Source organism: Rubrimonas cliftonensis, from assembly GCF_900107585.1.
GTDB lineage: Bacteria > Pseudomonadota > Alphaproteobacteria > Rhodobacterales > Rhodobacteraceae > Rubrimonas > Rubrimonas cliftonensis.
The window spans coordinates 95,163-106,711 of the sequence record NZ_FNQM01000013.1 but is presented as its reverse complement, the minus strand read 5'-3'; the positions used below and the strand labels follow the sequence as shown (position 1 = coordinate 106,711).

Here is an 11,549-nt window from a genome sequence, read left to right as displayed (position 1 = left end):
GTTCCTTGGCGACGTCCTCGCTCATCGCCTGCGGCTTGCGCAGCAGCAGATCGACGATCCCCCTGCCCGTCCGCGTGCGCTCGACGTCGAAGGCCTTCGCACGCCACTCCATGAGGTCTTCGACGAGCGCGGCGCATGTCCGGCAGCTCTCGGTTACCGCGCAGCACCAGCGCGTCAGACGGTCCGCCGCGTCGAGGCCGGAATCGAGCGGCCTCGGGAGTGGGCGAGCTGGTTCCAGGCCGTGACGCCGCGCACCACCGGCTTCAACACGCTCGACATCGGCGCCCTGCGCGACAGCACGACGCTGATGAAGATGACGCTGCTGCTGGCCACCGTCGCCTTCTTCCGCCGCCAGCAGGCCCTCCACGCCTTCGGGCGCAGCCCAGGCGCGATGGACGTGATGAAGGTGCTGGCGCTGACGACGGTCAGCATGCTGATGGTGCTGAGCGGGATCTTCCTCGTGGCCATCCACCATGACGGAGAATTCCTCGACCTGGCCTTCAAGGTGACGTCCGCCTTCGGCCGCGTGCTGATGATGGTGTTCATGTTCTTCGGCCGGGCGGGGCCGCCGACGCTGGGCTTCTTCCTCGCCACCCGCTCGGTCCCGCGGCTGCGCTACCCCGCCGGTCAGCCGCATCTGGGCTGAGCGGGCGGCTTGCGCCGGGGCGCGCGGCCGGTGCAAGGCTGCGCCTGCAGCGAACCAGGGAGAGCGACATGAAGATGAGCGCGCGGAACCGCTTCAAGGGCACGGTCGTCGAACTTCGGCCCGGGGCCGTCAACGCGGTCGTGAAAGTCGACATCGGCGGCGGCAACATCATGACGTCGGTCGTCACGCTCGAGGCGATCGAGGAGCTCGGCCTCGCCGTCGGCAAGGAGGCTCATGTGATCGTCAAGGCCTCCGAGGTGATGCTCGGCGCCGACTGACGCGCCAGCGTCGGCGCGCAGACGGCGCGGCCGCTCTGCGTGCGCTCCACGACGACGGGAACGCCGTAGACCTCGCTCAGCGCCGCGCTGGTCAGGGCGTTCTCCGGCGCGCCGCGGGCGACGATGCGGCCGGCCTTCATCAGCACGACCTGCGCGTTCAGCGCGAAGGCCTGGTCGGGGTCGTGGGTGGTGAGCACGACGGCGCGGCCGTCGCCGCGCGCCGCGCCGGCAAGCGCGGCGATCTCGGCGAGCACGCGCGCCTGATTGCCGAAATCGAGGCTGGCCGTCGGCTCGTCCATCACGATCAGCGGCGCCTCCTGCGCCAGCGCGCGCGCGATCAGCACGAGCTGGCGCTGGCCGCCCGACAGCTGCGAGTAGTCGCGCGCGGCGAGATCGCCGATCCCCAGCCGCGTCAGCGCCGCCAGCGCGGCCGCGCGGTCTGCGCGGCCCGGCTGCCCGAAGGGCGGCAGCCGCGCCGTCCGCCCCATCAGGACGATCTCCAGCGCCGTGAACGGAAAGGGCGGCGCATGGGCCTGCGGCACATAGGCCGCTCGGCGGGCGATCTCGGCGCGGGAGAGCCGCTCCAGCCGCTCGCCGCCCAGCGAGACGCCCCCCGCGAGCGGCGGCAGCAGGCCCAGCAGCGTCCGCAGCAGCGTGGTCTTGCCGCAGCCGTTGGGACCGAGCAGGCACAGGATGTCGCCGGGGCCGACCGCGAGCGCCAGGTCATGACCGACGGCGCCGCCGGGATAGCCGATGGCGAGCCCTTCGGCCTGAAGCCTCACAGCCAGCCCCTGCGGCCGCGCGCCAGCAGCCAGATGAAGAAGGGCGCGCCGATCACCGCCGTGAGGATGCCGAGCGGGATCTCCACCGCCGCCATGGTCCGCGCCAGCGTGTCCACCACCAGCAGATAGCCCGCGCCCAGCGCCGCGGCCGCAGGCAGCAGGCGGCCGAAGCCGGGACCGACGAGCATCCTCGCCACATGGGGGATGACGAGGCCGACCCAGCCCACCACGCCGGCGAGCGCGACCACGCTGGCGGTGGCCAGCGTCGCGGCGGCGACGACGACGAGGCGCAGCCGCCCCGCCTCCACGCCGAGCGCGCGCGCCTCCTCGTCGCCGAGCGACAGCACGTTGATCCGCCAGCGCAGCAGCGCGAGCGGGACGAGGCCCAGCGCCACGGCGGGGGCCGCCGGCGCGAGGTCCGCCATCGTCACCGAGGCCAGCGAGCCCAGCAGCCAGAAGGTGATCGCCGGCAGTTGGTCGTAGGGATCGGCCATCACCTTCAGCAGCGACGTGGCGGCGCCCGCGAGGGCCCCGACCACGACGCCCGTCAGCACCAGCGCCAGCGTCGGGTCCGTCCCGCGGACGGCGCGGGCGACGAGGCCCACCAGCGTCACCGCGCCGAGACCGCCGAGAAACGCCATGCCCTGGATCGCCGCCACCGGCAGCGACAGGAAGATGCCGAGCACCGCGCCGAGCCCGGCGCCGGCGGAGACGCCCAGAATGTCCGGCGACACAAGCGGGTTGCGAAACAGCGCCTGATAGCTGGCGCCCGCCGCCGCCAGCGCCGCGCCCACCAGCAGCGCCGCCGCGACGCGGGGTAGGCGCACGTTGCGCACCACGATCTGGGCCTGCGCGTCGCCGAAGCCCAGCAGGGCGCCCAGCGTCTCGGCCGGCGTGAGCGGATAGGGCCCCAGCATCAGCGCGCCGAAGCACAGTCCCGCCAGCGCGACCGCCACGCCGGCCCAGAGCGGCGGGGCGGCGAGGCGCCGGGCCGGCCGCGCGGCGTCGATCCGCGGCGCGCTCAGGGGTTTGCGAGGGGCGGCGCGCGCCCCGCCGCCCATTCGAGCAGCCCGTCCAGCTCGGGCTCCGTCAGGTCGACGTGGTAGTAGAGGCTGTAGAAGTCGCGCGTCTCCTCGCGCAGATCGCCCTCCCAGCGGTCGGGCCAGAGCAGCCCGGCCATCCAGCGCAGGCCGATGATGCGGTTCACCGAAGGCGGCCGGTCCACCCAGCCGAAGGGCGCCGTCGGCGACAGATACACGCGCCCCTCCCGCACCGCCCCGATCCCCGCCCAGAGCGGATCGCTCCAAACCCGGTCGTAGAAGGTCCGGTCCCAGGTGACGATGATCTCGGGGTCGGCGACGATGACCTGCTCGATGGAGGCCTGCACGAGCCCGCGCCTTCCGTCGCCGCTGTCGGCGACGTTGCGCCCGCCGGCGCGCTCGATGATCTCGGTGTTGATCGACCCCTTGAGACCCGTCTCCAGCCCGTCCGGCCCGCGCGCGAGGTAGACGCTGGGGCGGGACTCCTCGGGGATGTCGGCGAGCAGGGCGTCGATGCGGGCGAAGGTCGCCTCCACGTCGGCGGCGAGGGTCTCGCCGCGCTCGGGCTCGCCCAGAACGTCGCCGATGAGCCGCAGCGCCGCCGGCGTCGCCTCGAAGCGGCCGTCGATCAGGATGTAGGGAATGCCGGTCTGCGCCTGCACGCGGGTCGCAAGGTCGGCGTAGGTGTCGCGCACCGAGCCGAAGTCGAGAATCAGGTCGGGCGCGACCTTCAGCACGGTCTCGAGGTTCGCCTCTCCGCCCCGCCCCGTGAGCCGGCCGTGCTCGGGCAGGTCGCGGAACGGCTCGGCGATATAGGGAAGCTCCTCGGGATAGGGGCGGCGGGGCCAGCCGGTCATCGCCTCCGGCTTCATCACGTAGAGCAGGATCGAGGCCGGCGGGCCGGCGGCGAAGACGCTCTCGATGGTCTCGGGCACGTCGACGGCCCTGCCCGCGCTGTCGGTGATCGTCCGCGCCTGAGCCGCGACGGCGCAGAGCAGCGCGCCGCAGAGCAGGACCATGTCGCGCAGCATCGGAAGCCTCCAGACGTCCTTCGGCGGCGGCGACAGCCCCGGCGGCGCACGGGCGCCGGGTCTCGGGCCGCCTTGCTAGCCAGCGCCGCGCCGCGCGCATTTCCACGCGAAAATATGCGAAACGCCGCGTTTGATGTCGAGCCCGACGTTGCGGCGGATCGAACGTCGCGCACCGCACCGCCGCGGCGCCGGCCGTCAGGCCAGGTTGTCCGGGCCGAGCGCATCCACCGAACAGGCGCCAACCTGCGCGAGCGTGAGGCTCGTCTCCTCCAGCAGCACGCCCCACAGCGCGTTCAGCCCGGCCTCGCGCCGCGCCGCCATGGCGAACTGCAGCACGCGGCCGAAGAAGACGAAGTCGGCGCCGGCGGCGTAGGCCTTCACCACGTCCTCCCCCCCGCGCAGACCGCTGTCGTAGAAGAGCGGGAAGCCCTCGCCCACCGCGGCCCGGATGCGCCGCAGCGCGAGGATCGGCGGCGGCGCGGCGTCAAGCTGGCGGCTCCCGTGGCTGGACACCTGGATCGCGTCGGCCCCGGCGTTCTTGAGCCGCAGAGCGTCCTCGGCGTCGAGCACGCCCTTCACGACGAGCCTGCCCGGCCACGCGTCTCGCAGGTTCGTGAACCAGCCCCAGTCTGCGGCGGCGCGGCTCTCGGTGCGGTCGAAGGCGTAGTCGACGCCGTCGAAGTTCGCCAGCGTCGGCGCACCGGCGCGCAGCGTCCGCAGCGACCATTCCGGGTGCAGCGCGAAGTCGACGAACTGCTTCAGGCCGATGCGGAAGGGCATCCGGAACGCGTGGCGCAGCTCGCGCGGGCGGCGGCCGACCTCGGGCACGTCCACCGTGAGGATCAGCGTCGCGTATCCCGCTTCCTGCGCCCGGCGCGCCAGCTTCATCGACCCTGCGCCGTCGCCGCTGAAGTAGAGCTGGAACCAGGCGTGGCCCTCCGCCGCCTCGATCACCGTCTCCATCGGCGTGGAGGAGACCGTCGAGAGGCAGTGCGGCACGCGCCATTTCGCCGCCAGTCGCGCCAGCATGAGGTCCGCGCCCGGCGTGGAGAGGTTGCACATGCCCATCGGCGCCACGCCGAAGGGCGCGCCCTGCCGCTCGCCGAACACCTCCGCGGAGAGGTCGCGCCGGCTGACGTCGACGAGGCAGCGCGGGCGCAGCCGGATGTCGCGCAGAGCCGCGCGGTTGAGGTCGGCCCCGTGCTCCTCCCCCGCGGCGCCGTCGATGTAGTCGAAGATCATCCAGGGCAGCTTGCGCCGGGCGAGCCGCCGCGCATCGGCGCTGCAATGGATCTCGCCGCCCCCCATCATGCCGGCTCAGCCGTCATGGCGTGGAATCAGGATGATCTTGGGCGCCGCCGCGCGCCCGGCGCGGATATCGGCGAAGGCGGCGGGGCCGTCGCCCAACGGGCGTATGTCGGTCCAGTCGAGCGCGCCCATGTGTCCGTCGAAGATCGCCGCCGCGGTCTCGCGGAAGTCCTCCGCGGTGTAGGTGTAGGTTCCGATGAAGGCGATTTCCTGCAGCGTCATCCGGCGCACGTCGAGTCCGCCCTCGTCCTCGCCGAGGCCGATGTGGACGATGACGCCGCCGGGGCGCGTCTGGCGCGACGCGCTGGCGCGGGTGGCGGCGAAACCCACGCCGTCGATCACGACGTCGAAGCCGCCCGCCGTCTCCTGCGCCACCGCGCGCTGGCCGCAGCGTTCGATCAGGACGGTCCGGCGCAGGGCGTTGGGCTCCACGATGGTCACGTCCTCCACCCCCTGCGCCGCAAGGCTGAGCGCGGCGCCGAGGCCGATGGCGCCGCCGCCGAGCACCAGCGCGCGGGAAGCGGGGCCGTCGCCGGCGGCCGCCAGCGCGCGCCGGGCGAGCTTCACGCCGTGCCAGCCGCAGGCGAGCGGCTCGGTGAGCGCGGCCGCCTCGGTCCGCACGTCCTCGGGGATGGCGACAAGGTTGCGCGAGGGCATCGCCACCCAGCCGGCGAAGGCCCCTTCGCGCGGCGGCATCGAGATGATCTGCCGCGACGGGCAGAGGTTGTCGCGCCCCGTGCGACAGGCCGGGCAGGCGCCGCAGGTCACGAGCGGGTTCACCGTGACGCGCAGCCCGTCCCGCGGCCCGCCATCGATCACGCCCGCCGCCTCGTGGCCAAGGATCAGCGGCGCCGGGCGGCGCGGGTCATGCCCCAGAAACGCATGCATGTCGGAGCCGCAGACGCCGACCGCCTCGACCCGCACCAGCTCCTCGCCCTCGCTCGGGACCGGGCGCGAGACTTCCAGAACTTCGAGCCGCTCCGGCCCCAAGTAGACCAGCGCCTTCATTTCGCGGTGAACCCCCCGTCGACCATCAGCACCTGCCCGGTCACGAAGGCCGAGGCGTCCGAGCAGAGAAAGAGCACCGGACCGTCGATGTCGGCCGGCTCGCCGTTGCGGCCCACGCAGGTCTGCGCGGCGTTGCGGGCGGCGCGCTCGGGGTCGGCGAAGACCGGCGCCGTCAGTTCGGTGCGGAAGAAGCCGGGGCCGATGGCGTTGACGTTCACGCCGTGGCGCGACCAGGCCTCCGCCATCGCGCGGGTCAGCTGGGCGATCCCGCCCTTCGAAGCGCCGTAGGCGACCCCGCCGGGGAAGGCCCGCCAGCTCTGCAGCGACGCGAAGGTGACGATGCGGCCCCAGCCCTCCGCCTTCATCCCCGGCAGCAGCGCCTGACTGAGAAAGAAGGGCGTCGCGAGGTTGAGGTCGAGCGTCGCGTCCCAGCCCTCGGGCGTCACGTCGTCGGCGGTCTGCCGCGTGTTGATCCCGGCGGCGTGTACGAGGATGTCTGGCGGGCCGAACGGCGCGCAGGCCCGTCGCGCGAGGTCGGCCAGACCGCCCCGGTCGGCGACGTCGGCGACGAGCGCGGCGGTCTGGCCCGCGCTCTCCTCCCGCCAGGCCTCCAGCGCCTCGGCGCGGCGCGCCACGCCGACGACCTTCGCGCCCGCCGCCGCCAGAGCGCGCGCCGCGCGCCGGCCGAGCCCGCTGCTGGCCCCGGTCACGCAGGCGACGCGCCCCTTGAGGTCGAACAGCCGCGCCGGTGCTGGAGCGGCCTCAGTCATGGGCGGAGAGGTTGAAGTTCTCGCCCGGGTAGTACTTCGCGAGCCGGACGTCGGCGCTGCGCGCGTGGCCCTCCATCCCCTCCAGCCGCGAGATGCGCGCCGTCGCCTCGGCCACGCGCCGCGCGCCGTCGCGGGTGCTGCGCTGCCATGTCACGAGCTTCATGAACTTGTGCACCGAGAGGCCGCCGGTGTAGCGCGCCGCGCCGGAGGTCGGCAGGACATGGTTGGTCCCGGACGCCTTGTCGCCATAGGCCACCGTCGTCTCCTCGCCGAGAAACAGCGATCCGTAGCAGCTCAGCCGGTCGAGCCACCAGTCGAGGTCGGCCGCCTGCACCGTCAGGTGTTCCGGCGCGACGTCGTCGGAGACGCGCGCCATCTCATGCCGGTCGGAGCACAGGATGACCTCGGCGTAGTCGCGCCACGCCGCTTCGGCGTTCCTGCGGTTCAGCTCGGGCAGCTCGGCGATGAGCTGCGGCACGCGCGCCATGACCTTCTCGGCAAGGCCGCGGTAGGTGGTCACCAGCCACACCGGAGAGTTGTAGCCGTGCTCGGCCTGTCCGACGAGGTCCACCGCCGCGATCTCGGGGTCTGCGGTCTCGTCGGCGATGATCAGGCTGTCGGTGGGCCCTGCGAACATGTCGATGCCGACGCGCCCGAACAGCATCCGCTTGGCCTCGGCGACGAACTGGTTGCCGGGGCCCACGAGGATGTCGGCCTTCGGCAGCCCGAACAGGCCGAACGCCATCGCCGCGACGCCCTGCACGCCGCCCAGCGCGAGGATGCGGTCGGCGCCGCACAGATGCGCGGTGTAGACGATCGCCGGGTGCACGCCCTGGCCGGGGCGGGGCGGGGAGCACGCGGCGATGTGGCCGCAGCCGGCGACCTTCGCCGTCGTCACCGTCATCAGCGCCGAGGCGACATGGGCGTAGCGCCCGCCCGGCGCATAGCAGCCCGCCGCCGACACCGGGATCGCCTTCTGGCCCGCGATCAGCCCGGGCGCGATCTCGAGCTGCGTGTCGCCGATGGTGGCCTTCTGCGCCTCCGCGAAGCGCCGCACGTTGTCGTGCGCATAGCGGATGTCGTCCTTCAGGCGCTCGGGCACGGCCGCCGCCGCCGCTTCGATCGCGTCGTCGGTCAGCACGATGTCGCCCTCGTACTTGTCGAAGCGCGCCGCGACGGCGCGGGCGGCGGCGTCGCCGCCCTTCTCGATCTCGTCGAGGATCGCCTTCACCGTCTCGCGCACGTCGCCGCTGTCGTCGGTCGACCTGCGCGCGGCCTTCTTGAGGTATTCGACGGTCATGGGTTCCTCACTGGTAAGCTGCGGGCAGGAGCGTGGTCGAGAGCGCCGGCCAGTAGGCGATCATCAGCACCACGATCATCATGAAGAAGACGAAGGGAACGGCGTGCACGGCGATCTTCAGGATCGACTCGCCCGTCAGCCCCGAGACGACAAAGAGGTTCAGCCCCAGCGGCGGGGTGATGAAACCGACGCCGAGCGCGGTGATCATCATCACGCAGAACTGGATCTCGTTCATGCCGATCTCCAGCGCCAGCGGATGCAGGATCGGCGCGAGGATCACGATGTTCGGCGTCGTCTCCATCACGCAGCCCGCCGCGATGAGGATGAAGATCATCAGGAGGATCAGCAGCATCGGGTCGTCGGTCAGCGACGTGACCGAGGCGACGAAACCCTGCGGCACGCCCAGCGCCGCCATGGTCTGCGCCAGAGGCAGGGAGAAGGCGATGATCGGCAGGATCACGCCGTTGACCTTGGCGGAGGAGACCATCATCGCCGGGAAGTCCGAGAGCTTCAGCGTGCCGATGACGAAGCCGATGACGATGGTCACCACCACCGCGGTCGCGCCGGCTTCGGTCGGCGTCAGCCGCCCCGAGAAGATGCCCCAGAAGATGACCCCCGGCACGATGAAGGCGTACCAGCCGCGCGCAAGCACCCGGCCGAGATTTGCCGCCCAGTCGCGGAAGCTGATCAATCCGCCGCCCTCATAGGCGCGCCGCCGGTTCACGACGATGTTGGTGACAAGGATCGAGCCGAGGATCAGTAGGCCCGGGATAAGCGCCGCCTGGAACAGCGTCGAGGCCGAGATGCCCAGCACCAGCCCGATGACGATGTAGGCGATGGAGGGGGGAATGAGGATGCCGGTGCAGGCCCCCGCCGCCACCAGCGCGCAGGCGTAGGGGCGGGGATAGCCGCTCTCCACCAGCCGCGCGATGGTCATGCGCCCCACCGCCGCCGCGCCCGCCGCGTCCGACCCCGAGATCGCGGAGAACATGCCGCAGACCAGCACCGTCGCGGAGCCGAAGCCCCCCTTCGCCCAGCAGGTCAGCGCCTCCGCCACGTCGAGGAAGCGCTTCGAAAGCCCCGTGCGCACCAGCACGTCGCCGGTGAGGATGAAGAGCGGCACCGCCGTCAGCGCGAAATGGTCGATGCCGTCGAACAGGCTCTCGCCCAAGAGCGACAGCGGCAGCACCTCCGAGACGACGAGCATCGCCACCGCCGCAGCGCCGATCGCCGCCCACACCGGCACGGCGAGCGCCACCAGCGCCACGAAGAGCAGCACGGGGCCGTAGAATTCCCAGCCGATGGCGACGGCTTCCTGTTCGATCTGGCTCCAGAGCATGGCCTCGCCCCCTCAGTCGAAGAGCTGCGCGCCTTCGTAGGGGGCGCGCCCCGCACGAAGGTCGGCGATGTCGCGCAGCAGCGACTGGACGAGCCGGAAGATCATCAGACCGAACCCGACGGGCACGGCGGCGAGGAACCAGACCATCGAGACGCGCAGGCCGTGGCTGACCGAGCCGAAGCGCCACGAGACCGAGACGACCTCGAGAGACCAGCGCACCGCGAGCACCGCGATCGCCAGCATCACGAGGTCGCCGAAGATGTAGAGCGCCGCCTTCGCGCGGGGCGTGACGTAGTGGAGCAGCACGTCGATGCGGATGTGGGCGCGCTCACGCACCGCGGACGCCGCGCCGATCCACGCCAGATAGATGAAGGCGTACCGCACGACCTCCTCGCCCCAGATCGAGGAATAGGCGAACATCTCGCGGCGGATCACCTCCACCGCCATGGTCGCCACCAGCAGCGTGTAGAACACCAGCAGAGCCCAGCGCTCGGCGTTCTCGTCCAGAAGCTTGAGCATCGAGCCCTCCCTGCCGGCGGCGCAAGAGCGCGCCGGTTGCGGAACCTCTTTTCGGAGCGTCGGAGGAGCGGCCGGCGCAAGGCGCGCCGGCCCGCCGGTCAGGCGTCGTGGACGTAGGCGCGGGCCTGGGTGTCCGCGGCCTCGGCCAGCTTGTCGAAGGCGGCCATCGAGCCTGCGAGCTCGGTCTTGAACCCGTCCCACTCGCTGCGCTGGTAGCCGCCGGCCGCTTGCCACTGGGCCATCTCGTCGGCGGTGGGCGCATAGAACTCGACGCCTGACTTGCGCAGCTCGGCCATCGCGTAGTTGCGCGCCGCCGGCACCTTGGCGAGGTTCTGCGCCGCGGTGATCTCGGAGGCGAAGTCGACGCCCTCGCGCACGTCGAGCGGCAGCGCGTCGAACCATTCGAGGTTGCAAGAGAAAACCTGGCTGTCGGGCACCGCCTGCGTGAACGTGACGTAGGACAGGATATCCTTGAAGCCGAAGACGTAGAGCGCGCCCACCGAAGGGTCCAGCGCGTCGGCCACGCCCTGCTTGATGGCCGAGGGCGTCTCGCCCCACGCGACCGGCGTCGGGTTGGCGCCCACCATGCGGTAGTACTGCTGGAGCATCGCGGAGCCGGGGACGCGGAACTTCACGCCGTCGAGGTCCGCCGGCGTCCTCACCGGGCCGTCGCCGCCCCGGCGGATCGCCACAACCCGCGGATCGATCACCACATAGTAGAGCGGCTTGAAGCCCTTGGCCTCGACCTGCGGCGTCACCGTCGCATTCCAGTGGTCGGAGGTGACGAGGTTCACGAAGCGCTGGTTGGAGCCGCAGAGATAGGGAAGGTTGATCAGGTCCACGACCGGCGCGAAGGGCGCGAAGTTCGACAGCGAATGCTGCGCCGCCTGGATCGTGCCGCCCTGCACCTTCTGCACCAGCGCCCCGCCGGCGCCGAGCTGCCCGGCCGGGGCGAGCTTGACGTAGATGCGCCCGCTGGTGGCGTTCTGGATGTTCTCCTTGAAGTCGAGCTGCATGATCGGATAGCTGCGGTCGGCCGAGAGCGCGTAGGCCGTCGCAACCGTCATCACATGGTCGGCCGCCCGTTCGCGCTCGGCCTCCTCCTGCCGGGTCTGCGCCACGGCGCGGTCAGACCACAGGACGCCCCCGGCGCCGGCGACGACAGCCGCCGTGAAGGCGCCCGAACCGGTCAGCTTGAGGAAGTTCCGCCGTTCGGCCGAGGCGATCTCGCACCGCACCTTCCAGTCAGTCATGAACTTTTCCTTCCCTGGATGTCTTTTTTGTTTTCAGCCGCTTCACGGCAAAGCACGCCGGCCACGAAGAGGATCGACGCCGCCAGGAGCATGAGCATCTCCGCCACGTCGCCGAGAAAGCCCTGCATCCGCATCGCGCCGAAGGCCACGTCCGCGAAGAACGTCGCGAACGCCGCCAGCGCGAGCAGAAGGCAGGCTCCGCCTGGTCCCGGCATGGTCGATCCTCCGCCTGCGGCGCGCTCTCCCGGCGGCCCTGATGACAATGTAAGCGCTTG

Annotated in this window: 13 protein-coding genes; 2 read left to right on the top strand and 11 right to left on the bottom strand. The window is 71.7% G+C overall.

Annotated elements, in window-relative coordinates:
• Positions 1–241: 241 nt before the first annotated feature.
• Complete coding sequence (locus tag BLW43_RS16840) at positions 242–646, top strand: hypothetical protein (RefSeq protein WP_093255239.1); 405 nt, start codon at positions 242–244, stop codon at positions 644–646.
• Positions 647–714: 68 nt separating this feature from the next.
• Positions 715–924 carry a TOBE domain-containing protein gene (locus BLW43_RS16835; RefSeq protein WP_093255237.1) on the top strand — a complete coding sequence of 70 codons (210 nt, stop codon included), beginning with the start codon at positions 715–717 and terminating at the stop codon, positions 922–924.
• Here the strand turns inward: BLW43_RS16835 and BLW43_RS16830 are convergent.
• The 11 genes from BLW43_RS16830 to BLW43_RS16780 form a co-directional block, all read right to left on the bottom strand.
• Entirely contained in the window at positions 879–1,706 is an 828-nt protein-coding gene (locus BLW43_RS16830; RefSeq protein WP_093255235.1) for an ABC transporter ATP-binding protein, read from the bottom strand. The genes BLW43_RS16835 and BLW43_RS16830 overlap by 46 nt on opposite strands.
• Entirely contained in the window at positions 1,703–2,767 is a 1,065-nt protein-coding gene (locus tag BLW43_RS16825; protein ID WP_093255233.1) for a FecCD family ABC transporter permease, read from the bottom strand. The genes BLW43_RS16830 and BLW43_RS16825 overlap by 4 nt, the downstream gene beginning before the upstream one ends.
• Positions 2,728–3,777 carry an iron ABC transporter substrate-binding protein gene (locus tag BLW43_RS16820; RefSeq protein WP_093255232.1) on the bottom strand — a complete coding sequence of 350 codons (1,050 nt, stop codon included), beginning with the start codon at positions 3,775–3,777 and terminating at the stop codon, positions 2,728–2,730. Before BLW43_RS16820 ends, BLW43_RS16825 begins: the two co-directional genes overlap by 40 nt.
• Before the next feature lie 195 nt (positions 3,778–3,972).
• Complete coding sequence (locus BLW43_RS16815) at positions 3,973–5,085, bottom strand: alpha-hydroxy acid oxidase (protein WP_093255252.1); 1,113 nt, start codon at positions 5,083–5,085, stop codon at positions 3,973–3,975.
• 9 nt (positions 5,086–5,094) lie between these two features.
• Entirely contained in the window at positions 5,095–6,093 is a 999-nt protein-coding gene (locus BLW43_RS16810; protein ID WP_093255230.1) for a zinc-dependent alcohol dehydrogenase, read from the bottom strand.
• Positions 6,090–6,863: an SDR family NAD(P)-dependent oxidoreductase gene (locus BLW43_RS16805; RefSeq protein ID WP_093255229.1), complete on the bottom strand. Its 774-nt coding sequence runs from the start codon at positions 6,861–6,863 to the stop codon at positions 6,090–6,092. Before BLW43_RS16805 ends, BLW43_RS16810 begins: the two co-directional genes overlap by 4 nt.
• Positions 6,856–8,163: a histidinol dehydrogenase gene (gene hisD, locus BLW43_RS16800; protein ID WP_093255227.1), complete on the bottom strand. Its 1,308-nt coding sequence runs from the start codon at positions 8,161–8,163 to the stop codon at positions 6,856–6,858. The genes BLW43_RS16805 and hisD overlap by 8 nt, the downstream gene beginning before the upstream one ends.
• A 7-nt stretch (positions 8,164–8,170) precedes the next feature.
• Complete coding sequence (locus BLW43_RS16795; RefSeq protein WP_093255226.1) at positions 8,171–9,502, bottom strand: TRAP transporter large permease; 1,332 nt, start codon at positions 9,500–9,502, stop codon at positions 8,171–8,173.
• Positions 9,503–9,514: 12 nt separating this feature from the next.
• Positions 9,515–10,021: a TRAP transporter small permease gene (locus BLW43_RS16790; RefSeq protein ID WP_093255224.1), complete on the bottom strand. Its 507-nt coding sequence runs from the start codon at positions 10,019–10,021 to the stop codon at positions 9,515–9,517.
• A gap of 98 nt (positions 10,022–10,119) precedes the next feature.
• On the bottom strand, positions 10,120–11,274 hold the full coding sequence (locus tag BLW43_RS16785) for a TRAP transporter substrate-binding protein (RefSeq protein ID WP_093255223.1): 1,155 nt from the start codon (positions 11,272–11,274) through the stop codon (positions 10,120–10,122).
• The gene (locus BLW43_RS16780) at positions 11,271–11,489 is read right to left on the bottom strand and encodes a hypothetical protein (protein ID WP_093255221.1); all 219 of its coding nucleotides are present in this window, start codon (positions 11,487–11,489) and stop codon (positions 11,271–11,273) included. The genes BLW43_RS16785 and BLW43_RS16780 overlap by 4 nt, the downstream gene beginning before the upstream one ends.
• Positions 11,490–11,549 lie beyond the last annotated feature (60 nt).

Excerpts from the sequence above, each read along its gene's own strand:
- hisD (WP_093255227.1), bottom strand. The coding sequence starts at position 8,163 with ATGACCGTCGAATACCTCAAGAAGGCCGCGCGCAGGTCGACCGACGAC.
- BLW43_RS16790 (WP_093255224.1), bottom strand. The coding sequence starts at position 10,021 with ATGCTCAAGCTTCTGGACGAGAACGCCGAGCGCTGGGCTCTGCTGGTG.
- BLW43_RS16825 (WP_093255233.1), bottom strand. The coding sequence starts at position 2,767 with ATGGGCGGCGGGGCGCGCGCCGCCCCTCGCAAACCCCTGAGCGCGCCG.
- BLW43_RS16835 (WP_093255237.1), top strand. The coding sequence starts at position 715 with ATGAAGATGAGCGCGCGGAACCGCTTCAAGGGCACGGTCGTCGAACTT.
- BLW43_RS16820 (WP_093255232.1), bottom strand. The coding sequence starts at position 3,777 with ATGCTGCGCGACATGGTCCTGCTCTGCGGCGCGCTGCTCTGCGCCGTC.
- BLW43_RS16815 (WP_093255252.1), bottom strand. The coding sequence starts at position 5,085 with ATGGGGGGCGGCGAGATCCATTGCAGCGCCGATGCGCGGCGGCTCGCC.
- BLW43_RS16795 (WP_093255226.1), bottom strand. The coding sequence starts at position 9,502 with ATGCTCTGGAGCCAGATCGAACAGGAAGCCGTCGCCATCGGCTGGGAA.
- BLW43_RS16805 (WP_093255229.1), bottom strand. The coding sequence starts at position 6,863 with ATGACTGAGGCCGCTCCAGCACCGGCGCGGCTGTTCGACCTCAAGGGG.
- BLW43_RS16785 (WP_093255223.1), bottom strand. The coding sequence starts at position 11,274 with ATGACTGACTGGAAGGTGCGGTGCGAGATCGCCTCGGCCGAACGGCGG.
- BLW43_RS16780 (WP_093255221.1), bottom strand. The coding sequence starts at position 11,489 with ATGCCGGGACCAGGCGGAGCCTGCCTTCTGCTCGCGCTGGCGGCGTTC.
- BLW43_RS16810 (WP_093255230.1), bottom strand. The coding sequence starts at position 6,093 with ATGAAGGCGCTGGTCTACTTGGGGCCGGAGCGGCTCGAAGTTCTGGAA.